Below are 26,297 nucleotides of genomic sequence, written 5' to 3'. Positions count from 1 at the left end.
AATCCGATGGCTGAGTTCCAGATCAACGCCCATCGCTTCGACCCGTACAAGAACTTCAAGTTCCTGGTCCTGTGGGACGGCCGTACGGTCGCGGGCGTCAGCAAGATCAGCCCGCTGAAGCGCACCACCGAGGTCGTCAAGCACCGGCACGGCGGCGACCCCAGCTCGCCGCGCAAGTCCCCGGGCCGCTCCGAGTTCGAGGGCATCACCCTGGAGCGCGGTGTCACCCACGACCCGGAGTTCGACCGCTGGGCCAACAAGGTCTGGCAGGTCGGCGCCGGCCTCGGCTCCGAGGTCTCGCTGGCCGACTTCCGCAAGGACATCGTCATCCAGGTCCTCAACGAGGCCGGTCAGGTCGCCGTCTCGCACAAGATCTACCGCTCCTGGCCGAGCGAGTACCAGGTCCTGGGCGAGCTGGACGCCAACGCCAACGCCGTCGCCATCCAGAGCCTGAAGCTGGAGTGCGAGGGCTGGGAGCGCGACTACGAGGTGCCGGAGCCGGAGGAGCCGTCGTTCACGCATCCGGCGTGAGACGGCGTCGACGGCGGGCCACCGCAGCACCGAAGCACCGGACGAGGTGAGGAATGGCGGTCACCGGACCCGCTGAACTGCTGGCCACCTGGGAGGCAGGGCTGGCCCGGCAGGGCGGCGGCCGGGCCCTGTTGCTGCACCGGGCGGCCCGTCCCGGGGCCGGCACCGACGCACTGCTGTCGGTGCCGCTCGGGGAGCGGGCGGCCGATCTGTTCGCGCTGCGCCGGGCGCTGTTCGGAGAGCGGATGCAGGTCACGCTCGACTGCGCGGATCCGAACTGCGGCGAGGCGATGGAGTTCGAGCTCGACGCGGCGGCGATGGGCGCCCGGCCGCGGCTGCCGGAAGGCGGTCTGCGGGTGGCGGAGGGGGAATGGGTGGTGCACTTCCGGCTGCCCAGCCCCGCCGACCTCACCGCGGTCGCGTCCCTGGCCGACGGTGCGTCCCCGGCCGACGGTGCCACGGACGCCCGGCGGCTGCTGGGTGCCCGGTGCGCGCTGTCGGCGCGGCGGGCCGGCCGGGCGGTCGCGGAGGAGGAGTTGGCCGCGCTGCCCGAGCCGGTGCTGAAGCGCTTCGCCGAGGCGGCCGAGGAAGCCGATCCGGCCGCCGAGGTGACGCTGAACATCGCCTGCCCGCAGTGCGGTACGGCCACCGCGGCGGAGCTGGACATCGCCGCGTACCTGTGGACCGAACTCGACGCCTGGGCGCGCGATGTGCTCCTGGACGTCCATCTGCTCGCCTCGGCCTACGGCTGGAGCGAGCCGGAGATCCTGGCGCTGAGCCCGCTGCGGCGCCGCTACTACCTGGAGCTGTGCGCAGATGCCTGACCTGGCTGACTACTTCGACCGGCTGCTGGCGCGGCATGCGCCGGCGGCCGGGGGCGCCGTTCCCGGCGTGCCCGGCGGCGGCCGTGCGGACGGGGCCCGGCGCACGCTCGTACAGCCCCGGCTGCCGGGCCCGTTCGAGCGTGTCGAGGCGCTGCGCGGCGCGCCCACGGAGGCGGACGAACCGGCTCCGCTCTCTCCGCAGGCGCCCCGGACCTCACCCTTCGGGGGCGAACAGGTCCGCTACGAGCGGGAGATCAGGACCACGGAGCAGCAGACCGTGGTACGCGCCGAGGCCCCGCGGGACGCCCCCGCGGACCTCGTCGAGCCGGTGGCGCGGCCGGCGGCACCGCAGCTGCGGCCCGCGGCGGCGGTGGAAACGGGGCCGCGGACCGCCGCGGCCGAGGTCGTGCGCCCGCAGCGGGGAGTGCGGGCGTCCGGGGAGGACGGGTCCGCCCGCCGGGCGGCGGTCCCCTCGCCCCCGCCCGGCAGGGACGTCGCTCCCTCCGCTTTGGCCCCGGTGCTGCGTCCGCGTACGGAGGCGGTGCCGGCGGTCCGCAACGCCACCCGGGCCGCGGCCGCCGGGCGGCGCGGGCAGCGCGGTGCCGAGCGGGTGGTGCACGTACAGATCGGACGCCTTGAGGTCAGTGCGGCGGGTGCGGAGCGCCCCGCGGCGGGCGGGCGGCCGGCACGCCCGCAGCGCAGTGAGCCGTCGCTGAGCCTCGCGGACTATCTGGCACGCGGGGAGAGGACGAGCTGACGGTGACGCACAGGGCGATGTGGCCGGCGCGGATTTCAGGGACCCGCAGGGCGAATGGGCCGGCGTGGATTTCAGGGATTTCAGGGGGACGGACTTCATGAGCAACGCACTCGCCGTCGCGACGGTCACCCAGGCCCTTGCGCTGCTGATCGAGCACAATCTGCACCCCGAGATCGATATGGCGGTCTCGGTGGAGACCCGCAAGCCACCGGCCGATCCGCCGACCGACCCCACGATCACGGTCTTCCTCTACCAGGTCACCCACAACCCCTCGATGCGCAACAACGACCTGGTCACCCGCGCCTCCGACGGCACGCTGCTGAAGCGGCCGGCGGCCGCGCTCGACCTGCACTACGTGATCAGCGCATACGGCGAGGAGACCGAGCTGGTCGGGCAGCGGCTGATCGGGAGTGTCGTCCGCACTCTGCACGAAATACCCGTACTGCCCCATGAGTTGATCGAGGAGGCGGTGCAGCGGCCGTATCTGGCGGGCAGCGATCTCGCCGAGTCGCTCCAGAAGGTCCGCTTCACACCGACCCAGATGGACGTCGACGAGAGTTCCAAGCTCTGGGGAATGCTCCACAACACCCCGTACTCCCTGTCGGTCGTCTATCAGGCGTCGCTGGTGCTGCTCGACGGCCACCAGAAGCCGAAGCCGGCGAAGCCGGTGGAGCGGCCGGAGGTGACGGTGCTGCCGTTCGGGGCGCCGGGGGCGCCGGAGCGGCCGAGCACGGTGGGGGCGGTGGGTGCCTCGGTGCCGCCGGGGGTGGTGGCGGCCGGGAGTACGGCGTCCTCGGATACGGCGTCCAGGGGTACGGCGTCCGGGGCGCCAGCGGAGGCGAAGGGCGGCGTGCCGTCCGAGGGCGAGAAAGGGGCGGGGGCCAGGACCGGAGGCACGGGAGCCAAGACCGGTGGCACCGGGGACGAAGACTCCGAGGCGGGCCAGGCCGGCGACGCCGGGGCCGGGGGCCGGGCGCGGGCCGGGCGTACGGCCGGGGCGTCGACCCGGGCGGCGCGCAAGGCCGCGGCGAGCGTCGGCGGCAGCCGGGCCGTCAAGAGGACGCAGCCGAAGCGGGAGGCGCGGGGAAAGCAGGAGGCGCCGGCCGAGCCGGACTCATCGGCGAAGTCCGACTCCTCCGCCAAGACCCCTGACTCCGGCTCGGGTTCAGGTTCCAGCCCCGGCTCGGCTTCCGGCTCCGGCAAGGAGGGCTGAGCGGGGTGAACGACTTCACCGAGGACGACCGGACGGCGGACGGCCGGGCACTGACCGCCGCCCTGGCGGCCGTCCTCGCACGTCTCGACACCCACGCCGCCCGTGCCACCCGTACGCCTGCCGGGCCCACCGACGAGCCCGCCGACCGGAGCGCCCCCCGATCCACCACGCTCCCCGCCGCACTTGAGGCCCTCACCTCCTGCTTCGGGCTCAGTGACTTCGAGCGGGACATCGTGCTGCTCGCCGCCGCGGCGGAGCTGGATCCGACCACCGCGCCCCGGTGCGCCGCCGCGAGCGGCGACCCGGACCGGGCGTACCCCACCTTCTCCCTCGCCCTGGCCGCCCTGGGCGCCCCGCACTGGAGCGCGCTGCCCCCCGTCGCCCCGCTGCGCCGCTGGCGCCTGATCGAGCTGGACGACGAGACCCGCCTGACCACCACCCGACTCCGCCTGGACGAACGCATCCTGCACTTCCTGGTCGGCGCGCCGTACCTGGACGCCAGGCTGCACGGCCTGCTGCGCCGCACCACCGCCCCCGACGGTCTGCCGCCGTCGTACGACGCGGCCGCGCACCGGGTCGCCGCGGGCTGGGCGGGCGCCGGGCCGGACTCCGTGCTCCGCGTCGAACTGGTCGGCGCCGACCTCCGCACCCGCGCCGACATCGCCGCGGCGGCCGCCCGCCGCTCGGGCCTCGGCCTGTACTCCATGGCCGCCGACGACATACCCTCCGACGCCGCCGAACGCGACCGCCTGGCCCGCCTCTGGCAGCGCGAGGCGATCCTGCTGCCCGCCGCCCTCCTGGTCGAGGTCGGCGAGATGGACCGCGACCAGCACGCCGCGACGGACGCCTTCATCGCGGGCGCGGGCGTCCCCCTGGTCGTCTCCAGCCCCGACCCGCGCCGGACCGGCCAGCCGCGCGGCGAGCGGGTGACCGTACCGAAGCTGAACGACGAGGAGCAGCTGGGGCTCTGGACGGACGCCTTCGCCGACGTCCCCGAGGTGACGGCTCGTCATGTGCAGTCCCTCGTCGCCCAGTTCCAGCTTCCTCCGCACGTCGTACGGTCGGCCGCGGCCTCCGTACGCCGCGATCTGCCGCATGCGGACGGTCTCGACGCCGCCGAACTGGCCTGGCGGGCCGGCCTCACCGAGGCTCGGATGGGCCTGGACGAACTGGGCCGCCGCATCGAACCGCGCGCCGGCTGGGACGACCTGGTCCTCGCCGACCGCCAGCTGCGCATCCTCCAGGAGATCGTCGCCCACGTACGTCAGCGCGGCACCGTCTACCAGGACTGGGGCTTCGCCGAGGCGCTGCGCAGCGGCCTGGGTGTCACCGCGCTCTTCGCGGGCGGTTCCGGGACCGGCAAAACCCTGGCCGCCGAAGTCATGGCCAAGGAACTGGGTTTGGATCTCTTCATCATCGACCTCTCCCAGGTCGTCAGCAAATACATCGGTGAGACGGAGAAGAACCTCAGTCGCGTCTTCGACGCCGCCGAACGCGGGGGCGCCCTGCTCCTCTTCGACGAGGCCGACGCGCTCTTCGGCAAGCGCAGCGAGGTCAAGGACAGCCACGACCGTTACGCCAACCTGGAGGTCAGCTATCTGCTGATGCGGATGGAGGCGTACCGGGGTCTGGCGGTCCTCACCACCAACATGAAGAAGGCGCTGGACTCGGCCTTCATGCGTCGTATCCGCTTCGTCGTGGACTTCCCCTTCCCCGGTGAGAAGGAGCGGGCGGAGATCTGGCGCCGGGTGCTGCCCGCCCAGGCTCCGCTGAAGGGCGTCGAGCCGGCGCTCCTCGCTCAACTGACCGTCGCCGGCGGTTCGATCCGCAATATCGCGCTTTCCGGGGCCTTTCTCGCCGCCGAGGAGGGCGACCGCCTCCAGATGCGTCACATGCTGGCGGCGGCCCGTACCGAATACCTGAAGCTGGAACGTTCCTTGGCGCCGTCGGAGGTCCACGGATGGGTCTGAGCGAGGGCAGGCACGAAGCGCGGGAGCCGGCGGCCGAGTCGCCGCCGCGCTCCTTCCGTATCGACATCGGCGAACTGGTGCTGGACGGCTTCGACGCGGCCCGGGTCGATCCGGGCCGGGTGTCGGCGGCGTTCCAGACCGAGTTGACCCGGCTCGTACGCGAGCGCGGGGTGCCGCTGGCGGCGGACGGGACGGGCGTGGCGCTGGACGGTCTCGCCGGGCTGCCGCCGCTGCCGGCGACCACCTCTCCCGTACGCCTGGGGGAGGCACTGGCCCGCGCGGTGCACGCGGGGCTCGCGGGACGGGGGGATCCGCAATGAGTACGGCGCAGTCCTCGACGCAGGACACCCGGTCGGCCGCCGAGGACCGGCGTCGCAAGCGCAGGGAGCGCTCCGGCAAGGCCCGCGCGCCGGAGCCGAAGGACATCGTCAGCGGCGCCGGCCAGCCCCTGGACCTCAGCGTCCGCCGCGAGCTGGAGGAGCAGCTCGGCCACGACTTCAGCCAGGTCCGCCTGCACACCGACCGTGACTCCGGGCAGCTGGCGGAGATGATGGGCGCGGACGCCTTCGCCGTCGGCCAGGACATCTTCTTCCGGGAGGGGACGTACCGCCCGGGGACGGCGGACGGGCAGCGTCTGCTCGCCCACGAACTGCTGCACACGGTACAGAACCCGCACGGCCTGGGCGCGTTGCGGGCGGGCCGCGATCTGGGCGCGGTCAGCCTTCCGCAGGAGGCGGTCGAGCGGGAGGCGGAGTCGGCGGCGCAGGCGTCGGTGCTGGGCGCGCTGCGGGGGTCCGTACGGCAGGAGGAGCCGGCCACGGAGATCGAGCCGGGGCAGGCCACGCCGGGCTGGCTGCGGTACGCCACGGTCCACGCCGATCGCGCCCGTATGGAGAAGGTGGACCCCGCGACGCTGGTGGACCGCCTCGCCAATGGTGTGCTGCGCTCGCTGCGCGGTGACCCCGAGGACCTTTCGGGCCGCGTGCGGTGGCAACTGGCGGGGATGGCGCCGCAGGTGCAGGAGAGCGTGCTGGACCGGCTGACGGTGCGGCTGCTCTCGCCCGAGGTCGACCGGCTGCTGGAGTTGGTCGAGGAGGTGGAGGCGGGCCCGCTGCCGCTGGCGGCGGCCACGGCGCCGGAGCCGGTCCCCGACCCGGTCGAGGTCCTCGGGCAGGAGCGGACGCAGCAGGCGGCCGCCGCGCGCGACGAGCGCGTGAAGGGCGAGAAGGAGCGCGACGGCCGGCGGAAGCGGGCGCAGCAGCGCAAGGACGCGGACCCGGCGGGCGACGGTGGCGAGGAGTTGGGCGGTCGGCCGGCGGCCGGGGGCGGCGCGAAGGCCCCCGCGGCGGCGGCCGCGTCGTCGGGCTCCGGGCAGTCGGCCGCGCAGGACAGGGCGGCGACCGACGCCCGGCAGAAGGAGCAGGCGGAGGCCAAGGAACAGGACAAGGCCGCCGCCGGACAGGCCGAGCGGAAGGACAAGGAGAGCGCGGCCGACGGCAAGGGGGAGGACTCCCCGGAGCGGTCGGCGGACCAGGCCGCGGAGAACGACGGGCAGGGCGCCGACGGGGAGCGTGCGGAGGAGGCCGCCGAGGAGGGCGGCACCGAGCCCGCAGCCGTGGACAAGAGCGCGGCGGAACCCGGCGAGAAGGACCGTAAGGGCGGCGACCGGGACGAGCAGCGCCGCGCCGGGGATCCCGAGAACGAAGAGGACGCCGACGACGAGCCGTTGGGGCTCGAAGAGGAGTCGGCGGAACTCGACGAGGACGACGAGGGAGCCGACGAGGACGACCTGGACGCGGAGGCCGAAGGAGACGACGCGGCCGATTCGGACGACTCGGATGACGAGGGCGGCCCGTCCGGGGACGACCTCGACACCTCCACCCCGTCGGCTGCGAAGCAGAAGAACGACAAGGACGGGGGCGGGCAACGCAAGAGCGGCGACGGCGCTCCCGGTGTGATCGATTCCCCCGCCGCTGAAGACCCGACGGCCGCGGCGCTGCGGGATGCGGAGGGCGGCGTCGGCGGGGGCGCGCGCTCCCCCGAGGAGGAGAAAGGGTCAGCGGACCGGCTCGGGCAGGACCTCCAGACCGACAAGTCGATCGAGCAGGAGATCGGCCCCGAGCCGGATGAGAAGGCCGAGGAGAAGACCGGCGAGGAGTCCGGCGAACGGGGCTCGGAACCGGCGGACCCCGACGACGCCGAAGCGGAAGGGGAGCAGGCCGAGGAGCGCAAGGAGGACGCCGAGGCGAAACGGCGGGACGACGCGGCTCGTACCGCCACCGAGAGCACGGGCGGGCCGGGGTCCGCGGGCGGCGGCGACACGGCCGCGCCCGGGAAGCTGTCGAAGGCGGATGAGGACGCGCGGAAGCAGTCGACCGGTTCGGCTTCGGGGTCGTCGTCCTCATCCTCGTCCTCGGCACCCGGTTCGGATGCGGCCGCGGGTTCCGGGGACGGGAAGAGCACGGAGGGCTCCGGGGACAAGGACGTGAAGTCGTCCGGCGGGAGCGGCGAGAAGTCCTCCGGTGCAGCCGGCGGAAGCGGTACGGGTACCGGCGGCGGTACGGGTACCGGCAGCGGATCCGGTACGGACACCGGCGCGGCCTCCGGCACGGACAAGGCAGCCGGCGGCACCGCCTCGGGCGGGAGCAGGCAGGCCAAGGACGACACCGCGGCCACGGAGGGCACCGACGCGAAGAGCGGCGCCGAGGGCAAGGACGCCGACGCGGCACCGGCCGCCGGTGAGCCTCAGGGCGCCGCCCGGAGCAAGGAGGTCACCGAAGGGAAGGGGCAGGCGACCACGCCGGGCTCGGAGACCGGCCCGGATGCCACGTCCGCGCCCGGTCCCGCGGCGGCGCCCAGGCTCTCTCCGGGCAGCGGAACGGCCCCTCACGTGGCTGCCGCGGCAGCCAAGGGCGGCGGCGACCGGCCCGAGGCGTCCGCGAAGCCCGCGCCGGGGAAGCCCCCCGCGCGGCCGAAGGCCGGGACCACGCCCAAGCAGCGGCAGACGGCCCGGCAGGCGGCGAAGAACGTCCGGCGCGGCTCGGGCGGCGGCGGTGGCGGAGGTACGGCTCCCGCACCCGCACGGGGCGGTCGCGGCGGTGGTGGCGGTGCCACGTCCACTCCGGCGAAGCCCAAGAGGGAAGCCCCGCCGCCCGATGTCTCCAAGTCCACGCCCGAAGCGGGGCTGGCGACGGTTTCCAGGCTCAAGCCGTACCAGATGCTGGAGACGTTCAAGGGCGTCAACGGGGCCGTGGACCACTCGGTCGGCAAGGAGCGGTCGGCGCTGCGCAAGGCGCCGCCGAAGATGGAGCGTCCGATCGGCTCGCCCCGTACGGTGCCGGGCGGACCGAGGGCCGCCGCGGCGGGTACGTACACCAAGGCCAAGGTCTCCCGTACGGACGCGCCGAAGGGCAAGACGGAGGAGATCACCGGCGAGCAGCGGCCGGAGGGCGAGACGCCGGGCTCCGATGTGCCGGAGCCGAGCTGGTGGGACATCCTGCTGACCCTCAGCGCGGCGATTCTCAAGAAGATCTTCCCGTTCGACGACCTGATCGACTCGATCATGGGTCTGAAGACCACGGACGAGGGCCTGAAAGGCAACCGGGTGGGCAACGCCCCCGGCCTGCCGCTCCAGGACGACTCCGATCCGCAGCGCACGGACGAACAGTCGCAGAAGCTCGACGAGCGGAAGGACGAGCTGCACCGGTCCGGTCGCGAGGACGCGGCCAAGCCCATGGGCGAGGACCAGATCTTTCCGGACGCCCCCCACGAGACCCTGACCGCCAAGGTTCCCGGCGGGAAGAAGGGCGGGGCCGGGAAGAAGAGCGCCGGAGGGCCCAAGGGCGGCGTGCCCGTCGAGTCCGCGTCCGCCGTGGCCGAGCACGACCGTGGACCGCAGATCCAGGCGGGCTTCTCCAAGGGCCGGCACCAGATGACGAAGGAGCGCCGGGCCAAGGACGACAAGGCGAAGTCCGACAAGCAGAAGCACGACAGGGACCTGAAGCGCGAGGTCGACGCCAGCACGAACAAGCAGGCGCGCGAGCGCAAGACGGGCCAGGACGAGGTCACCGAGTCCCGCGACAAATGGCGCAAGGAGCAGGACGACAAGGTCGCGGAGGTCGACGGCAAGAAGGGCAAGAAGTACGACCGGGTCCGCCAGGACATCGACAAGAGGCAAAAGGAGACCGACGACAAGGCGGACAAGCGGACCGAAGAAGACAACAACAAGATCGACAACGAGCACACCAACGCGCGTAACGGCGCGGAGAAGAAGAAGGAGGAGAAGAAGAAGGAGGCCGAGAAGGGGGACGGCGGGTTCCTCGACCAGCTCAAGGAGTGGTGGGAGGGCCTCAAGAAGGCCATCAAGAACATCTTCGACCAGGCCCGCGAGGCCGTCAGCAAGCTCATCGACAAGTTCAAAGAAGAAGTCTTCAAGTTCATCGACAAGGCGCGCAACTGGGTCATCGACCAGATCAACGACTTCGCCGACACGCTGATCGAGATCGGCGACGATCTGCTCGCCGGCTACCCGGCGATGCAGGACAAGTGGCGCAACACCATCAACGCCGGCCGCGACTACGCCGTGAAGAAGGTCAACGAGGCCGCGGACGCGCTCAAGGTGGTCGCCGGCAAGCTCATCGACGGACTGGGCAGTGCGCTCCTCGACGGGCTGGACATGCTGGAGTCCGGGCTGAACGCAGCGGTCGAAGTCGCGGAGAACGTCACGGTCGCGGCGGTGGAGTTCGGTAAGGGCGTGGTCGAGGGGCTCGGCGAATGGGCCGCCATCTTCAACGACATCGTGTCCGACCCCGGCGACTGGATCAGCAAGGCCGGCTCCGCGGCGCGCACCGGCGCCAGGGAGTACCTCTTCGACGAGGTCACTGCGGCAGTCAAGAAGTGGTTCAACAACAAGGTCCAGGAAATCACCGGGCTTTCGCCGGAGGATTTCCAGGCGCTCATCGACGGCGACGTCACCGTCGAAGAGATGGGCAAGATGGCCTGGGACGCCGCCGTCCCCCAACTTCCGCTCATCATCGGCGAACTGGTCATCGAGAAGGTCGTCGCCAAGCTGATCCCCGGGGCCGGCTGGGTCATGGCGATCATCGACGCCCTGAAGACCGCCTGGGACACCCTCAGTGAGATCCTGGCCGCCTTCGGCCTCTTCATGGACTTCCTGAAGGCGGTCAAGAGCGGAAACGCAGCACGGCCCTTCGCCAAGGCGGTCGCGGCCGGCGTGGTGGCCCTCCTGGAACTGATCTACCAGGCCCTCATCGACGGCGTCCAGAAATTCATGGGCAAGGTGACCAGCAAGCTCGGTGGGATGCTCAAGAACATCCGCAAGAAGAAGCACCCGGGCGGGGACGGTCGTCCCGACGAGCCCGGCGCGCCCGGCAAGCCTGGCCACCACGACAAGCCGGGCCAGGCCGACCGCCCGGCGAACGCCAACCGGCCCGGCCCGACGGCCGACAAGCCCGGCCCCACCGACAAGCCCAACCAGCGACCGGTCCCGCGCAAGCCCTCCCCGGACAAGACCTCCCGCCCTGACGACGGCCCCCGCCCGACCAAGCACCCCTCCCCCGAAAAGAAGCCGCGCCCGGAGCACCAGCCCAAGCACAAGAAGAAGCCCGACGAACACGAACGCCGCGAGGACGGCCGCGAGGTCAACGCCGCCCGCCGCCGCGCCCGCGCCGCCCAGCGCAAACAACACGACGACGACAAGCCCAACCTTTCCAAGCGCCGCGGCCAGGCCCGCGACACCCTCCGCAAGAAGGACCGCGCCGACAAGAAGCGCGACGAGGACAAGACCAAGAACCCACTGCACAAAAAGAAGCAGGACGACAAGGGCCACAAAAAGCCCGACCTGACCAAGGACAAGAACGGCAAGAAGAAGGTCAGCACCAAGAAGACCTCGCGCCGCAAGCCCGAGTCCCGCACCCGCCGCAAACTCCGCCGCGCCCGCCAGACCATCAAGTCGGCCCTGAACCGGGCCCGCCGCGCGGCCCGCCGCCTCCTCGGCAAGGGCCGCAAGCTGGGCCACAAACTCAACAACCGCACCCGTCGGTTGAGGAACCAGTGGAGGCGGCAGAGGGATCGGTTGCGGCGTCAGCGCGAGCGCCGGCGTGACCGAAACCGAAACAAGAACGACAAGCGGTCTGACGAGACGACGCAAGCACCCGAGCTGCCGAGCGTTCGGTTCCACATGCACAACGGAGAGATCCACACCCTCCTCTTCAACGGACGCTCCAAGAGCGCCAATCTCGTCGTGCACAGCGAATTGACCTCGATGGACAAGTTCTTCGCCGGATGGCTGGGAGAGCTTGCCTCAATCGACGATCCCCAAGAAAAGGAGTCGCAAGAAAAGGCCCGGGAGGAAGCGATGAAACTCCGCACGCGAGTGGACAGACGCCAGGACAGCCTTGCCCCGATAAACTCGAAGCCCGTTTCCAAAGAGCGGCCCATCGCCACCAGAGTGAACGCAGGACAGTATGAAGAGTTACGCCGACTCATGACGAGACTCGGCAACCTCATGGCTCAACGAAATGCCAGCGACAGTGAACTTCCACCTACAATTTTCCCTCCTTTCGCAAATGGCGTGCGCGCCCCGGAATCCACCAAAGCCCACTACCTCCAGCAAGCCTCCCCGCCGGGTGAAGCAGCCTCAGTGGCCGACGAGCGCCCAGGAAACCCCTTGGGATACACCCGGGAGATGCACGACTGGCCGGATGTCATAGTGAGGATGCACCTCCTCACGGAGAAACTGGGCGGCCTGGCATCGGGTTCCAACCTAGTACCCGCCCCCTCGCGCACGAACAGCCGATTCAATACGGAGATCGAATCGGAGGCGAATAAGGCTGCGAGGAAGACCGATAGGTCGATGATCTGGTACACCATCAAGGTCGACTTTCATCCGGGGCGTGACAAGTATTTCCCCTCGCGCATCACCATGATGTGGAACGGCTACGACCGCGATCGAGCGGGCGCGAATAAATGGATCGAACAGAAACCCCGTCCGGACAGAACATACTCCGAGAACATCCGCCCACCACGCAAGCCCGACGGTAAGCACCTGATTCACGTAAACGACCGCAACGAGTCAAAGACTCTCATCAGGGAAGCCTTCGGCGATGGATTCCCCTTCGCCGGTAAACGGAATCCAAAACGCCGGGCCCCAAGTCGATGGGGGGACGCGGTCCTTGACTCGGGGCCACACAAGGACACCTCAGACCTTGTAGGCAACCTCGAATCGTACGAAAAGAAGCAGCCGAAGCCCAAGATGGAAGAGTTCAGAAAAATAGCGCAGGCAATCTGGAAGCGAGACGCTGAAGGACGTATCGCATACGAGTAGTCGAGAGGCCGGTCGAATTCAAACGAAAGGAGGAGGGAAATGACTGCGCTCACCGAATGCGAAACCCGCCTGCGGAAAGCAGTTGACGAACTAGAAGAATGTCAAGAAGCCCAGATCTTTTTCACCCAGCACGGAACGATTGCCGAACATATCGGCGACGCCGAGAAGGCTTTCGCGAGGGCATCGTCCTGGTATGACATCCACCTGGACCCCGCTCTTCAGCTGAACTTCATCCGATTCGACCGGATGGCCTGCCACTGGCGCATCGAGCGCCCGAAAATCAAACTGACTGGTGAGTTCAGGATTCATCATCTGCTCGCATCTCTCGTCATGGATGCACCGCCTCTTGACTGGGGCTCAACCGAATCTGAACGGCAGTTGTACTCCGAGCTCCGCGTCATCGACGACTACCCAGGGGGCGGCACAGGCACCTTTGCGGCGCTGCGCATCCAGCCGGACAACCCGATGCCCGAGGTGTGGTATCACGACTTCCGCGTAGGGGCGTTCAAGCTGGACCTCGACTATTGCGAGTACCTTGATGCCCTCACCATCACCAAAGGCACGTTCGGCTGGCAATATCTGTACGCCGATGTCCAGCTTGCAGGAATTGACTTCATTGAAGTAGCGACCGACATGAAAGACATGCTCGATGTCTTTCCGGGGCTGTTCCCGGAGTATGACTACGCCCCCCTGCGGGCGCGGCTGGAGGCCAGGACATGACCCGCTACGCCGACATACCCAAGCCCATCCGTTCCGGGATCGTCATCGTCGATCCCGATCTCGGGACGCCGCGGCGCATCATCGTTCTTCAGTTCAACCCGGACACTCTCGAACGCTCCGTTTCGCCGCAGGCGGCTGGAGGGGAAGGGGGCGGCGGTGGAGGGGATAGTGGCGGGGATCGGAACGAGGCGCTGAGACTCAAAGGGCCGGCGCAGGAAACGTGGAAGTTCACCGCCGAGATCGATGCCACCGACCAGCTGGACGTGGCCGCGCCCGACGGCATCCACCCCCAACTCGCCGTGCTGGAAATGCTCGTTCAGCCGACCACCGCGCAGCTCCGCGCCGCCTCGCATCTCAGTAAGAAGGGGACGATCGAGATCAGTCCCATTGAGATGCCGCTCACGCTGTTCACGTGGGGCAGCAAGCGCGTCATGCCCGTCCGGCTCACCGAGCTGTCGGTCAACGAGTCGGCTTTCGACGTCAACCTCAACCCGATCAGGGCCTCGCTCAGTATCGGGATGAAAATCCTGACCGTGAGTGATCTGCCGGCCGGGCACCGCGGGGCCGAGCTCTACCTCGCGCACCTGGCGCAGAAGGAGCAGTTGGCGCGGGCCGCTCGGGGTGGGAGTTTTGCGGCGCTCGGGCTTGGTGGGAGGGGGATCTGAAGGTGATCGAGCCGTATGAGCGGGCCTTGGATGACGTGCCCGGGGCGCATCCGTATCCGCGGAGTAGTCGGTACGCCGAGGTGGAGATCGGGGTGCATCGCATGCCCGATGGGACCGAGGTGAAGTACGCCAAGAGGCGGTTGCTGCCGCGGTTGGAGGATGCGGCCGAGGAGGCCTTGCCGCACACCGTCAGCAGTGGTGAGCGGCCGGACCAGCTCGGGCAGCGGTACTTCGGGGATCCGGGGCAGTGGTGGCGGATAGCCGATGCCAACCCGGTGCTGGATCCGCGGGAGTTGACGGATGAGCCGGGTGAGGAGATAGCCGTTCCGCTGCCAGGTGGGTTCCCGGGTGGGATGGGTGGGCCGGGGGTGCGGAATGGGTGACGACCAGCCGGTCGGACGAGGGCCTATTCATGTGTCGTTGTACATGGGGCCGAAGTCGGCTCGGCCGGTGCCGGCGGAGGTGACCGAGGCGCTGTTGTCGGCGCAGATCACGAGTACGGCGGGTGAGAGGAGCGGTTTCCAGATCGCCTTCGATCTCACCAAGAAGGGCGCCATTGTTCAGCGGTTGCTGCCCGAGGGGTTCTTCGATCCGAAGACCCGGCTGATTGTGGCGGTGAGCATCAAGGGGACACCCTTCGTACTGCTGGACGGGCTGATTGTGCGGCAGGAGGTGGGGGCCAGTAATCAGCCGGGGCAGACGACCCTCACCATCACCGGGGAAGATCTCACGCTGTTGATGGACCTGGAGGAGCGGGCCGACCGGTATCCGAATCTGGCGCCCTCGCAGCGGATCGAGCGGATTTTGGGGAAGTACGCGGATTACGGGATCGATGCTCGGATCATCCGGGAGCAGATTCCGCAGCCGCCGAGGGAGCAGTTGAGGGTTGACTACCAGGTCGGGACGGATCTGCAGTATGTGAATGAGTTGGCCAGGGCGAACGGTTACACCTTTTACCTCGATCCCGGGCCGGTGCCGGGGCGGTCGACCGCCTTCTGGGGACCCGAGCAGCGGCTCGGCCAGCGGCAGCACGCCTTGAACGTGAACATGGACGTGAACTCGACTGTGGACCAGTTGACGTTCGCCTACGACGGGACCGCGAGAGAAGAGCCGCAGGCCCGGGTGCAGGATCCGGTGACGCGGCGGGCGCCGTTGCTCGCGCAGCCGGATATCAGTCCGTTGCGGCCGCCGCTGGGGCTGCGGGCCTCGCCGGCTCTCAAGCGGAAGACGCTGAGCGGGACCGCGAAGCGGGATGAGGCGATTGCGAAGGCGGAGGCGTTGGGCAGGGCGGCGACGTCTGCGGATGCCATTTCGGGGTCGGGGTCGTTGGACGTCAATCGGCATGGATATGTGTTGCGGCCCAGGGAGTTGGTCGGGGTGCGGGGGGCGGGCGTCACGTACGACGGCGACTACTACGTGAAGAGTGTGACGACCAACCTCCGTCCGGGCTCGTACCAGCAGAACTTCACGCTGTCGAGAGAAGGGCTGATTGCCCGTAGCGGGACCGTGCGTCCCTAGGGCGGCAGTCGAGAGACCAGCAGTCGAACCCGCAGCGCGTATCGGATCCAGGAGACAAGAGAAATGGCTGGCGCACCTAACAACCGCTTTCTCGGCAAGTTCCGCGGCCGGGTGGTGGACAACAAGGACCCGATGGGGCGGGGACGGCTGATCGTCCAGGTTCCGGATGTGCTCGGTGATGAGCCGTCGACGTGGGCGCTGCCCTGTTTTCCGTTCACCGGGCCGCAGGCGGGGCAGGTGGTCGTGCCGTCGGTCGGGGCGGGTGTGTGGGTGGAGTTCGAGCAGGGCGAGCCCAGTTATCCGATCTGGGTGGGGTGTTGGTACGGGAGCCGGGAGGAATTGCCGGAGGATGCGCAGACCGATCCGGCCACGGCGCATCCCGTCGTCATCCAGACGCCGGGGAAGCACAAGATCGTGATGTCGGACGTGCCGACGAACGGGATTCTGCTGGAGGCGCCAGGCGGTGCTTACGTGCGGATCGATGCGACGGGTGTCCATATCGACAACGGGCATGGCGCGTCGATTTCACTGGTCGGGGATCAGGTCGATATCAACGACGGCCGGCTGACGGTGCCCAAGAGACGCTGAAGAGTCAGAGGAAAGCCAGAGGAAAGTCAGAGGAAAAGTCAGAGGAACAGACGCAGGAAGAGACACGGGAAAGACACGGGGAGGGGGCAGGGAGATGGCGAGCGGGAATCTCGTGCACGGCGGGACCGCGATGAGTTGTCCGCATGGCGGGCGTGTGTTGTCCGCGGGTTCCGCGGGCGGGCACGGCGGTGTGCGGATCGATGGCGCGCCGGTGGCCACCGCCGCGGGCCTTTTCACGGTCAGCGGCTGTATGCACCGCGTCGACGGGTGTGCGCATCCGTGCACGAGCGTGCGGTGGACGCCGGACGCCGGGGATCACGCCGTACGCGTCGACGGGGTGCCGGTGCTGCTGGACACCACGGCGGCGATGTGTTTCAGCGCCGGGCTGGTGCCGCAGGGCCCACCGGTCGTGGCGTCCGTCCATCAGGGCCAGGGGGTGTCCAGCCGATGAGGGCTGCGAAGAAGGTACGTACCGAGATCGCGTTTCCGTTTCGGATCGACCGGCGGGGGCGGACCGCGCACGCCGATCACGACGCGCATGTGCGGGATCTGATCGAGCAGTTGTTGTTCACCAGTCCCGGTGAGCGGGTGATGCGGCCGGACTTCGGGTGCGGACTGCTGGATCTGGTCTTCACGCCGAACAGCCCGGAGCTGGCGTCGGCGGTGGAGCTGTCCGTGCAGGCGTCGCTGCAGCGGTGGCTGGGGGACCTCATCGAGGTCGAGTCGCTGGACGTGGTGAGCGAGGAGAACGTCGTACGGGTCTATCTGCGCTATGTGGTGCGCTCCACCGCGAGCCGGCGCGACGAGGTGTTCGAGGGGCGGGGCGAGGGATGAGTCAGCGGCAACGGGGCGGCACTACAGGCGAGTTGACGCATGCCGGGGACGGGCGGCGCGGGCGGGTCAGGGCGGCGCGGCTCAACGGCGTCGACGCGGTGGAGGTCGCCGACGACGGGGTGACGCTGACCGTCACCTTTCTCGGCAAGGCGCCGCACGGGCTGCGGCCGGAGAACGTCCGTATTGATGGTGGGCGCAGGATCACCGGAATGCAGGCTGTCGAGGTCTTGGTCGAGCGGGAGGAGGATCCCGAGCTCGACGACCGGCTGCTGGTGACGCTGGACCGGACCGGGGACACCTCGCGCTACCGGCTCTCCCTCGTCGAGGCCGATCCGTACGGGCGGTCCGGCACCGAGCCGTACGAGGGCTTCGACCAGCGGTACTTCGGCCAGGACTTCTCCTTCCGGGCGGATTGCCCGAGTCCCTTCGACTGCGCGGACGAGGAGGGCGGCACCGGGCCGGGCGACTGCCCGGACACCTTCCGGCCGGCGCCCGTCATCGACTACACGGCCCGCGACTACGACACCCTGCGCCGGCTGGTCCTGGACCGGCTGCGGCTGACCACCCCCGACTGGGTCGAGCGCAGTCCCGCGGATCTGGGGATGACGCTGGTCGAGCTGCTGGCGTACACCGCCGACCAGATCAGCTACCAGCAGGACGCGGTGGCGACGGAGGCGTATCTCGACACGGCGCGGCGGAGGGTTTCCGTACGGCGGCATGTCCGGCTGATCGACTACCCGATGCACGACGGGTGCAGTGCGCGGGCGTTCGTGTCGGTGGAGGCGGTGGAGGAACTCACCCTGCTTCCGGGCGAGTTCCGCTTCGCGGCGATCGACACGCGGACGTTCGGGCCGCGCGACCGGCCGGAGATCGGCAGCGTCGTCGACGACCGGGACCTGGCGGTGCTGGACGAGCGCGGTGCGGTGGAGGTCTTCGAGCCGGTCGCCGATACGCCGCTCGTGGCGCGGCCCGAGCACAACGCCATCCGGCTGTGGACCTGGGGCGCGGAGGTCTGCGCCCTGCCGAAGGGGGCCACCGGCGCGACGCTGCGCGACGAGTGGGCGGACGACGCCTGCGAGGTGCGGGCGCTGCGGCTCTCCCCCGGTGATCTGCTGCTGTTCGAGGAGGTCAAGGGGCCGCGGACGGGCACGCCCGGCGATCAGGACCCCGCCCACCGGCAGACCGTCCGGCTGACCTCGGTCACCCCGGCCGTCGACCGGCTCGACGACCAGCCGGTGCTGGAGGTGACCTGGGCGCCGGAGGACGCGCTGGCGTTCCCGCTAGCGCTGTCCACCCGGGGCGGGCCCGACTGCGCGCCCGTCGAGGACGTGAGTGTGGCGCGCGGCAATGTCGTGCTGGTCGATCACGGGCGGTCGCTGGTCTTCGGCAGCACCGATGAGGGCGTCCCGGAGACCGTCACGGTCCCACCCGTCCCCGCCGTCCTGGGCTCGTGCGATCCGCCCGCCTTCGGCTGCGGCGACCGCGAGGGCGGCGGCAACGCCACCGCGGCCACGATCAACGCCCTGCTGGAGAAGACCGGTTGCCATCGGGCGCTCACCCCCGACGACATCCGTGAGCTGTTCACCGTCGTCGGTGAGGAGGCGACCGTACGGGCCGGGCTCGGGCTGGAGCCGGCCGGGCAGCGGCGGGAGCGTGTGGTACCGGGCACCGTGCACGCCCAGGCCGAGGCGCTGCGCACACTGCTCGCGCAGTCCGTCTACCCGGGCGTCGCGCCGCGCTTCCGGCCGGTGCTGCACCGCTCCCCCGTCGCCCAGACCGTGCCGTTCCCCCAGCCCGCGCAGGTCGCGGCGGGGCAGGCCGACCGGCTGGCGGGGATACGGGAGCGCGTGCGGGACCGGCTCGTCGAACTGTGGCGCAGCGCCCGGGACCACGACGGGCTGGCGGAGGAGGAGATCGCCGAGCTGGCGGTGGTGTTCGGGCTGAAGACCCTCGAACGGTTCGAGCTGCGCCGCCACCCGGTGCGGGCGCTGCGCGAGCTGCTGCACCGGGCCGACCGGCTGCTGGACGCCAAGCTGCGGCGGCTGGAGGTGCTGAGCGCGCGGGCCCGGGCGGGTACGGTGCTGGACCGGCGGATCGCCTGGGAGATCGCGCACGGCTGGGGCCCGGTGTACGCCGTGGGGCTGGACCCGGACGAGCCGGTGTTGCACGGGCCGGCGGCGGGTCTGCTGCCCGATCCGCGGGCCGCGCTGCCCGCCGTACGCCTCGACGACGGGGAGCGGACCTGGCTGCCGCGCCGCGACCTGCTCGACAGCGGCCCCCGCGACCGGCACTTCGTCGGTGAGCTGCAGGACGACGGGCGGCTGGCGCTGCGGTTCGGCGACGGGCGCTACGGGGCCCGGCCCGAGCCCGGCAGCCGGCTGACCCTGCGCTACCGGCTGGGCGGCGGCACGGCGGGCAATGTCGGCGCCGAGGCCATCAACCACCTGGTGCTCGACCGGAGTGCGAAGGACTCGGATGCCGCGGCGCCCCTGCCGGTGGCCGGTGTCCGCAACCCGCTGCCCGCCACCGGCGGTACGGAGCCCGAACCGGTCGAGCAGGTGCGGCAGCTGGCGCCGCTCGATCTGAAGCGGACCCGGCTGCGGGCGGTGACCGCCGCCGACTACGCGGAGCTGGCGTCGGCGCTGCCGGGTGTGCAGCGGGCCGCGGCCGAGATTCGCTGGACCGGCAGCGTCCAGGAGGCGCATGTGGCGATCGACGCGGCGGGCAGCGGTGAGCCCTCGGCGCGGCTGCTGGACTCCGTCGCGTACGCGCTGGAGGGCTACCGGCGGATCGGGCACGACCTGGTCGTCGAGCCGGCCCGGACGGTGCCGGTGGATCTGACGGTCGAGGTGTGTGCGGCGCCCGGTCATCAACACGGTCGGATCCTGGCGGAGTTGACGCGGGCGCTGGGCAACCGGCGGCTGTCGGGGGGCGGTCTGGGCTTCTTCCATCCGGACGCGCTGACGTTCGGGGAGCCGGTGCGGCTCAGCCGCCTCACGGCGGTGGCCGCGGCCGTCCCGGGCGTGCTGAGCGCCCGGGTGACCCGCCTGCAGCGGCTGGTCCACGAGGAGCACCTCGACGACCGCGCGCTTCAGGACGGTGTGCTGCGGCTCGGCCCGCTGGAGATCGCCGTGTGCGACAACGACCCGGAGCGGCCCGAGAACGGCCGGCTGACCATTGAGTTGGGGAGTGCCCGATGAGCGTCCGCGGATGCGGCTGCGACGGGGGGATCGGCGGCCACGACGAGCGCCGCGCCCCCGACGCCCTCTACAACCCGCCGGGGCGCCCGGCACTGGACTACCGCGTCGGCGACTACGGCGGCTTCCTCGCCGGGATGCTCGACCGGCTCGCCTCGCCCGCCTACCCGGCGCTGCGCGGTCTGACCGTGCGGACGCCGGACGATCCGGCGATCGGGCTGCTCGACGCCTGGGCGGTGCTCGGTGACGTACTGACCTTCCACGGCGAGCGGATCGCGCAGGAGGGCTATCTGCGGACCGCCAACGAGCACCGGTCGCTGGCCCTGCTGGGGCGGCTGGTGGGGCACCGGCCGCGGCCGGGCGTCGCCGCCGACACCCATCTCGCGTACACCCTCGACAAGGATCCGCGCGCCGAGGACCTGCCGGTGGTCATCCCGCGCGGCGCGCGCAGCCACAGTGTGCCCGCCGCCACCGGCGAGGAGTCGCAGACCTTCGAGACGGACGAGGATCTGACCGCGCGCTGGGCGTGGAACGAGCTGAAGGTGCGCCGGCGGCGGCCGGCCCTGCTGGTCGCCGAGGACCTCGCACAGCGCTCGGAGCTGTTCGTGGCGGGCACCAACGCCGCTCTGCAGACCGGTGACCAGCTGCTGTTCGACTTCGGTGGGAGTCGGCAGCTGCTGCTGCCGGTCGCGAAGGTGCGGATCGACCGGGAGGAGGACCGCACCGCGATCGGGCTGCCGCGGTCCGCGCCGCCGACCCTGAAGGAGCTGGTGGACGAGCTGCGGCAGTGGATCACCGAGCCGCCGGACGCCGGTGACCCGGACGATCCCGACGAGCCCGGCCCGCCCACACCGCAGACGCCGAACCCGCGGCCGGTCAGCAAGCTGATCGACACCTTCGACGTCCAGGTGCTGGCCCCGCTGCGCAAGGACCTGGACGGGGCGGCCGGTTCCTCGCCCGCCGCCTTCGCCGAGCGGCTCGCCGGGCCGCATGAGCGGCTGGCCGAGGCGCAGGTGCTGGCCGCGCCGTACGAGGAGGTCGCGGCCTGGTTCGAGCGGTTGGCGGCGGTGGTCGGCGAGCTGCGGGAGCGGGCCGGGGATCTGGAGCCGGCCCGTACGGTGCCCGGTGCGCCGAAGCCGAAGTCCGCGGCGGGGCAGGGCGCACCGGCGCTGCAGGCCCTCGCCGCCGTCCTCCCCGCGCTGCGCACCCGTGTGGTCCGTCCGCCGTCCGGTGCCGGGGCCGCCTTCCGCGATCCCGGCCGGCTGTTCGCGCCGGGTTCGGATCTGACCGCGCGACTGCTGTCCGCGCTGGATCCGCGGCTGGCCGACGGGATGTACGCGGCGTGGCGGCGGGCGGCACCCGAGGCGCAGGGCGCGCTGCGGGAACTGCTGGCGATGCGGGTGAGCGCCGCGCCGTTCGGGGCGACGGCGCCGCTCAAGCCGGTGCAGGACGACAAGGGCCGGGTGATCCGGCAGTCGGACTGGCCGCTCACGGGCGCCGCGCTGACCGGCATGCGGGTGGTGTTCGACACGGCCGGCAAGGTGCCGGTGAAGGCGGAGTTCCAGCACATCGAGACCGGTGCTTCGGTGCAGCACACCGTGAACCTGCCGTCGGACGAGCCGTTCGACCTCGGTCCCGGCCGGGTCGAGCTGTCCACGCGTACCGGCCAGGACCACGATCTGAGCTGGCTGGGCCGGCGGCCGACCGATTCGCAGGATGCCGGGGTCACCGCGCGGCTGCGGGCCGGCCTGCCCGAGCGGACCCTGTTCGTGGCCCGTCCGGACGAGGAGGACCGGATCGAGGTCGCGGTGCACAACGGCCGGACCGAGACCTGGCATCTGCGTCCGGGCGAGCAGCGGCAGGTCCGCCACGGCGAGTACGAGGTGACCGTGCGGCGCACGCCGGGCGGCGAACCGCCCGCCGTGGAGATCGGTGTCGCCACGGTCCCCGCGCCCGCCAACCGCCATGTGCTGTCGCTGGATTCGGTGCAGGACGGCATCACGGTCGGCAGCTGGGTGGCGATCCGGCGTCCCCGTAAGGGCGCGGGCGGGCAGGACGGCATACCGGGCGACAAGAAGCTGGCGTTCGTCACCAGCCGGGTGACGGCGGTGCGCACCGCCGCGTACACGAACTTCGGCATCACCGGGCGGGGCACCGAACTGACGCTGGCCGACCCCTGGCTGGACGAGCACGATGTGGTGCTCTCGACGATCCGGGACACGACCGTGCACGCGGGCGGCGAGCCGCTGCGGATGGCGGACGAGCCGCTGGGTGAGGACGTGCACGGCAACGAGCTGGAACTCGCCGAGCTGTACGACGGGTTGCTGCCGGGGCGGCGGATCGTGGTCTCCGGTGAGCGCAGCGACATCCCGGGCCTCGCGGGCGGCGCCGGGCTGCGGGCCACCGAGCTCGCCGTGATCGCGTCGGTGGACCAGCACCTGGACGCGGACCTGCCGGGCGACCATGTGCACACGGTGCTGACCCTGACCGCGGATCTGGCCTACCGCTACCGGCGGGAGACGGTCCGTGTCCAGGGCAACGTGGTGCCCGCGTCGCACGGGGAGAGCCGCGACGAGCCCATCGGCAGCGGGGACGCCACCCGCGCCAACCAGACGTTCGCGCTGTGGCAGTCGCCGCTGACGTGGCTGCCGGACGACAGTCCGCTGGGCGCCGCCCCGGAGCTTCAGGTGCGGGTCGACGGGCTGCTGTGGCACGCGGTGGACAGTCTGGCCGGGCGCGGGCCGCGGGAGCGGGTGTATGTGACGGGCACCAGCGCCGGCGGCGGCGGGGAAGGCCGTACGACGGTGACGTTCGGCGACGGGGTGCACGGCGCCCGGCTGCCGACCGGCCACGACAACGTGCGGGCCCGCTACCGCTTCGGCACCGGGCGGGCGGCGAACGTCGCGGCGAACCGGATCACCCAGGCGGTCACCCGGCCGCTGGGCGTCACCGGGGTGACCAATCCGCAGCCCGCGAGCGGCGGCGCGGACGCCGACGGCCCCGGGCTGACCCGGCGCACCGTCCCGCTGGCGGTCTCCGCGCTGGACCGGCTGGTCTCGCTCGCGGACTACGAGGACTTCGCCCGCTCCCGGGCCGGTATCGGCCGGGCCTCGGCCCGTGAACTCTTCGACGGGCGGCGCAAGGTGCTGCATGTGACGGTGGCCGGGGTGGACGACATCCCGCTCGACCCGGACGCGGAGGTGCTGCGGGCGCTGCGGGCGTCGCTGGCCGAGTACGGCGACGCCCGGCTGCCGGTCCGGGTGGATGTGCGCGAGCCGGTGCTGCTGCTGTGCGTGGCGAGGGTGAAGGTGGCGGCGGACCACGCGTGGCCGCTGGTGGAGCCGCGGGTGCGGCGGGCGGTGCTGGACCGGCTGGGCTACGACGGGCGGGAGCTGGGGCAGCCGGCGCGGCTGTCGGAGGTGCTGGCCGCCGCCCAGTCCGTGCCGGGGGTGGACTATGTCGACGTCGATGCCTTCACCGGCGTCCCGGCGTCCGTCTCCACCGCCGAACTGGCCGGGCTGTCCGCACAGTTCGCCGAGCCGCCGCGTACCTCGGTGCCGTCCCGGCTCGCCGCGTACGACGAGCGGATCCACGAGGTGACGGCGGACGGCGGCGAGACGCTGACCGCCGTCGCCGGCCGCTACGGCATCTCGCTGGCCGAGCTGCTGCGGCACAACCCCGACATCACCGACACCCGGCCGCTGGCGAAGGGCCGCGCGGTCTGCGTCTTCCGCGGTATCCGGCCGGCGCAGCTGGCGCTGTTCTCGCCGCGGGTCGCGGACACCCTGATCCTCACCGAGGTGACCCGATGACCACGACCACGATCACGGCCATGACGACGGTGATCACGACCACGGATCCGGCGTTCGGCACGGAGGTGCCCCGATGAGTACGACCAGGGAGCCGGACGGGCTCGCGGAGCTGCTTCCGCAGTGGCACCGGCTGCGCGACGCGGAAGGCGGCGAGCCGTTGCGCGCGCTGCTGGCCGTGATCGCCGAGCAGGTGGACCGGGTGCGCGACGGGGTCGCCCAGAGTTACGACGACTGGTTCGTGGAGAGCGCCGCCGAGTGGGTGCTGCCCTACCTGGGCGACCTGGTGGGCTACCGGCCGCTGCCGGGCTACGAGCGGGTGCTGGCCGGCGGGCTGCGCGACGGCGGGCTGCCGGACTCCTCGCGTCGGCGGCTGGCCGAGGCGCTGGCGCCGCGCCGCGATGTGGCGGCGACGGTCGGCAACCGGCGGCGCAAGGGCACTGTGGCGCTGCTGGAGGAGCTGTCGGAGTCGGTCGCGGGCTGGCCGGCGCGGGCGGTGGAGTTCTCCCGGCTCCTCGCGCACCAGCAGCCGGTGAAGCTGTACGGGTCGGGCACCGAGGCGGTCAACGCGCGGCGCGCCGGGCGCGGGCGGCTGGTGGACCTGCGTGACGGCGCGGCGCTCGATCTGGCCGGCGGGCCGTTCGGGACGGTGGCCCGTTCGGTGGACGTGCGCCGGGCCGACTCCCGTCACACGCAGGGCGGTCACACCCCGGCCGGGATCGGCCTGTTCGTGTGGCGGCTGAAGCCGTACGCGGTGACGGGGGCGCCGGCGTACTGCATCGACCGGGCCCGCAACCTCTACACGTTCTCCATCCTGGGCAACGACACCCCGCTGCTGACCCGCCCGGAGCCGGAGCCGTCCGCGGCGCATATCGCCACCCTCGACAACGTGCCGGCGGCGATCCGGCGCCGACAGCTGCACGACCGGCTCGCGGACTACTACGGGCCGGGCAAGAGCTTCACCATCCGCCGGGACGGGCACGACGCCCCGGTCCCGCTCGCCGACATCGTCGTCGCCGACCTCGGCGACTGGCGCTACCGGCCCAAGCGCGGGCAGGTCGCGGTCGATCCGGAGCTGGGCCGGATGGCGTTCGGCGCGCGCTCGGCGCCCCGGCAGGGCGTCTGGGTGGACTACCACTACGGGTTCGGCGACGAGCTGGGCGGCGGCGAGTACGAGCGGGAGCGAAGCGAGATGGGGGTCCCCCCGGCCGGAGGCTGGGGGAGCCCGGCCGGAGGCTGGGGGAGCCCGGCCGCCCCCGACGCCGCGGTCTACCGGGTCGGGCCGGGCCAGGCGTTCCAGCGGATCATGGACGCCTACGGGGCGTGGCAGCACGACCGGCGGTCCGGGAAGTGCGGCCCCGAGGGAATCATCGAGATCACCCACAGCGGCGCCTACCAGGAACAGCTGGACTTCGACCTGGATCCCGGCGACCGGCTTCAGCTGTGCGCCGCCGAGGGCACCCGGCCCGTCATCCGGCTGCTCGACTGGTACAGCAACCGGCCCGACGCGCTCAACATCCGGGCGCGGGAGGCCGATTGCGCGGTCGGCGAGCGGCCCCGGATGGTGCTCGACGGGCTGCTGGTCACCGGGCGGGGGCTGAACGTCACCGGCCCGATGGGCGCGCTGGTGCTGCGGCACTGCACCCTGGTGCCGGGCTGGTCCCTGGAGCCGGAGTGCGATCCGCACTCCCCCGAGGAGCCGAGCCTGGTGCTGGACCGTACGACGGCGTGCGTGGAGATCGACCGGACGATCCTTGGCACCATCGAGGTGATCGGCGACGAAGTGGGCACCGATCCACTGCCGATCCATCTGCGCGACAGCATCCTGGACGCCACCGGCGCCGACCGCGAGGCGCTGTCGGCGCCGGACTGCCGGCACGCCCACGCGGTGCTGTACGCGCACCGCTCCACGGTCATCGGCGAAGTGCACACCCACGCCGTGCAGCTCGCCGAGAACAGCGTCTTCACCGGTCGGCTGCACGTCGCCCGGCGCGGCATCGGCTGTGTGCGGTTCAGCTATGTCCCGCCGGGGTCGCGCACCCCGCGCCGCCACCGCTGCCAGCCGGACCTGGCGGGCCCGACGGACTCCGCTCGGGTGCGGCCGCTGCTGCGCGGCGAGCGCTACGGCACGCCCTGGTACGGGCAGTTGGCGGACGACTGCGCGCCGGAGATCCGGCGCGGCGCGGAGGACGGCGCGGAGATGGGCGCCTACCACGACCTGTACCAGCCGCAGCGCGAGGACAGCCTGCGGGCCCGGCTGGCGGAGTACACGCCGGCGGGCAGCGACGCGGGGGTGGTGTTCGTGACATGAGCCCGCCGCCCGCGC

At 71.4% G+C, this 26,297-nt stretch carries 17 protein-coding genes; all 17 read left to right on the top strand.

The genetic code is table 11. The annotated features are described in order from the left end of the window. The first annotated feature begins 6 nt into the window (after window positions 1-6). The 17 genes from WAB15_RS25435 (at window position 7) to WAB15_RS25355 (ending at window position 26,282) form a co-directional block, all read left to right on the top strand. A complete protein-coding gene (locus WAB15_RS25435) occupies window positions 7-531 on the top strand; it encodes a phage tail protein (protein WP_384425300.1) in 525 nt (174 codons plus the stop codon). 53 nt (window positions 532-584) lie between these two features. Beyond that, window positions 585-1,355, top strand: coding sequence for a hypothetical protein (locus WAB15_RS25430; RefSeq protein WP_407287667.1), 771 nt, complete (start codon window positions 585-587; stop codon window positions 1,353-1,355). Then, window positions 1,348-2,112, top strand: coding sequence for a hypothetical protein (locus tag WAB15_RS25425; RefSeq protein WP_407287666.1), 765 nt, complete (start codon window positions 1,348-1,350; stop codon window positions 2,110-2,112). The genes WAB15_RS25430 and WAB15_RS25425 overlap by 8 nt, the downstream gene beginning before the upstream one ends. Window positions 2,113-2,209: 97 nt before the next feature. Further along, on the top strand, window positions 2,210-3,325 hold the full coding sequence (locus WAB15_RS25420) for a DUF4255 domain-containing protein (RefSeq protein ID WP_407287665.1): 1,116 nt from the start codon (window positions 2,210-2,212) through the stop codon (window positions 3,323-3,325). 5 nt (window positions 3,326-3,330) lie between these two features. Further along, window positions 3,331-5,295, top strand: a complete 1,965-nt coding sequence (locus tag WAB15_RS25415) for an ATP-binding protein (RefSeq protein ID WP_407287664.1) — start codon at window positions 3,331-3,333, stop codon at window positions 5,293-5,295. Then, window positions 5,286-5,615 carry a hypothetical protein gene (locus WAB15_RS25410; RefSeq protein WP_407287663.1) on the top strand — a complete coding sequence of 110 codons (330 nt, stop codon included), beginning with the start codon at window positions 5,286-5,288 and terminating at the stop codon, window positions 5,613-5,615. Before WAB15_RS25415 ends, WAB15_RS25410 begins: the two co-directional genes overlap by 10 nt. Further along, window positions 5,612-12,640, top strand: coding sequence for a DUF4157 domain-containing protein (locus WAB15_RS25405; RefSeq protein WP_407287662.1), 7,029 nt, complete (start codon window positions 5,612-5,614; stop codon window positions 12,638-12,640). The genes WAB15_RS25410 and WAB15_RS25405 overlap by 4 nt, the downstream gene beginning before the upstream one ends. Before the next feature lie 39 nt (window positions 12,641-12,679). After that, window positions 12,680-13,360, top strand: coding sequence for a hypothetical protein (locus WAB15_RS25400; protein WP_407287661.1), 681 nt, complete (start codon window positions 12,680-12,682; stop codon window positions 13,358-13,360). Beyond that, window positions 13,357-14,025: a hypothetical protein gene (locus WAB15_RS25395; protein WP_407287660.1), complete on the top strand. Its 669-nt coding sequence runs from the start codon at window positions 13,357-13,359 to the stop codon at window positions 14,023-14,025. Before WAB15_RS25400 ends, WAB15_RS25395 begins: the two co-directional genes overlap by 4 nt. Beyond that, the gene (locus WAB15_RS25390; RefSeq protein WP_399148360.1) at window positions 14,022-14,408 is read left to right on the top strand and encodes a hypothetical protein; all 387 of its coding nucleotides are present in this window, start codon (window positions 14,022-14,024) and stop codon (window positions 14,406-14,408) included. The genes WAB15_RS25395 and WAB15_RS25390 overlap by 4 nt, the downstream gene beginning before the upstream one ends. After that, complete coding sequence (locus tag WAB15_RS25385; RefSeq protein ID WP_407287659.1) at window positions 14,401-15,543, top strand: hypothetical protein; 1,143 nt, start codon at window positions 14,401-14,403, stop codon at window positions 15,541-15,543. The genes WAB15_RS25390 and WAB15_RS25385 overlap by 8 nt, the downstream gene beginning before the upstream one ends. Before the next feature lie 63 nt (window positions 15,544-15,606). Next, window positions 15,607-16,131, top strand: a complete 525-nt coding sequence (locus tag WAB15_RS25380; RefSeq protein ID WP_399148242.1) for a phage baseplate assembly protein V — start codon at window positions 15,607-15,609, stop codon at window positions 16,129-16,131. 154 nt (window positions 16,132-16,285) lie between these two features. Further along, complete coding sequence (locus WAB15_RS25375; protein WP_407287658.1) at window positions 16,286-16,582, top strand: hypothetical protein; 297 nt, start codon at window positions 16,286-16,288, stop codon at window positions 16,580-16,582. After that, the gene (locus tag WAB15_RS25370; protein WP_407287657.1) at window positions 16,579-16,965 is read left to right on the top strand and encodes a GPW/gp25 family protein; all 387 of its coding nucleotides are present in this window, start codon (window positions 16,579-16,581) and stop codon (window positions 16,963-16,965) included. The genes WAB15_RS25375 and WAB15_RS25370 overlap by 4 nt, the downstream gene beginning before the upstream one ends. Beyond that, window positions 16,962-20,165 carry a putative baseplate assembly protein gene (locus WAB15_RS25365; RefSeq protein WP_407287656.1) on the top strand — a complete coding sequence of 1,068 codons (3,204 nt, stop codon included), beginning with the start codon at window positions 16,962-16,964 and terminating at the stop codon, window positions 20,163-20,165. Before WAB15_RS25370 ends, WAB15_RS25365 begins: the two co-directional genes overlap by 4 nt. Next, window positions 20,162-23,974 carry a putative baseplate assembly protein gene (locus WAB15_RS25360; protein WP_407287655.1) on the top strand — a complete coding sequence of 1,271 codons (3,813 nt, stop codon included), beginning with the start codon at window positions 20,162-20,164 and terminating at the stop codon, window positions 23,972-23,974. The genes WAB15_RS25365 and WAB15_RS25360 overlap by 4 nt, the downstream gene beginning before the upstream one ends. 73 nt (window positions 23,975-24,047) lie before the next feature. Further along, the gene (locus WAB15_RS25355; protein ID WP_407287654.1) at window positions 24,048-26,282 is read left to right on the top strand and encodes a hypothetical protein; all 2,235 of its coding nucleotides are present in this window, start codon (window positions 24,048-24,050) and stop codon (window positions 26,280-26,282) included. The last annotated feature ends 15 nt before the right edge of the window (window positions 26,283-26,297 follow it).

It is taken from the genome of Streptomyces sirii, from assembly GCF_045690365.1.
Lineage (GTDB): Bacteria > Actinomycetota > Actinomycetes > Streptomycetales > Streptomycetaceae > Streptomyces > Streptomyces sirii.
This window is presented reverse-complemented; position numbering and strand designations above follow the sequence as displayed.

Excerpts from the sequence above, each read along its gene's own strand:
- WAB15_RS25405 (WP_407287662.1), top strand. The coding sequence starts at position 5,612 with ATGAGTACGGCGCAGTCCTCGACGCAGGACACCCGGTCGGCCGCCGAG.
- WAB15_RS25355 (WP_407287654.1), top strand. The coding sequence starts at position 24,048 with ATGAGTACGACCAGGGAGCCGGACGGGCTCGCGGAGCTGCTTCCGCAG.
- WAB15_RS25420 (WP_407287665.1), top strand. The coding sequence starts at position 2,210 with ATGAGCAACGCACTCGCCGTCGCGACGGTCACCCAGGCCCTTGCGCTG.
- WAB15_RS25410 (WP_407287663.1), top strand. The coding sequence starts at position 5,286 with ATGGGTCTGAGCGAGGGCAGGCACGAAGCGCGGGAGCCGGCGGCCGAG.
- WAB15_RS25400 (WP_407287661.1), top strand. The coding sequence starts at position 12,680 with ATGACTGCGCTCACCGAATGCGAAACCCGCCTGCGGAAAGCAGTTGAC.
- WAB15_RS25365 (WP_407287656.1), top strand. The coding sequence starts at position 16,962 with ATGAGTCAGCGGCAACGGGGCGGCACTACAGGCGAGTTGACGCATGCC.
- WAB15_RS25380 (WP_399148242.1), top strand. The coding sequence starts at position 15,607 with ATGGCTGGCGCACCTAACAACCGCTTTCTCGGCAAGTTCCGCGGCCGG.
- WAB15_RS25430 (WP_407287667.1), top strand. The coding sequence starts at position 585 with ATGGCGGTCACCGGACCCGCTGAACTGCTGGCCACCTGGGAGGCAGGG.
- WAB15_RS25425 (WP_407287666.1), top strand. The coding sequence starts at position 1,348 with ATGCCTGACCTGGCTGACTACTTCGACCGGCTGCTGGCGCGGCATGCG.
- WAB15_RS25395 (WP_407287660.1), top strand. The coding sequence starts at position 13,357 with ATGACCCGCTACGCCGACATACCCAAGCCCATCCGTTCCGGGATCGTC.
- WAB15_RS25360 (WP_407287655.1), top strand. The coding sequence starts at position 20,162 with ATGAGCGTCCGCGGATGCGGCTGCGACGGGGGGATCGGCGGCCACGAC.
- WAB15_RS25435 (WP_384425300.1), top strand. The coding sequence starts at position 7 with ATGGCTGAGTTCCAGATCAACGCCCATCGCTTCGACCCGTACAAGAAC.
- WAB15_RS25385 (WP_407287659.1), top strand. The coding sequence starts at position 14,401 with ATGGGTGACGACCAGCCGGTCGGACGAGGGCCTATTCATGTGTCGTTG.
- WAB15_RS25370 (WP_407287657.1), top strand. The coding sequence starts at position 16,579 with ATGAGGGCTGCGAAGAAGGTACGTACCGAGATCGCGTTTCCGTTTCGG.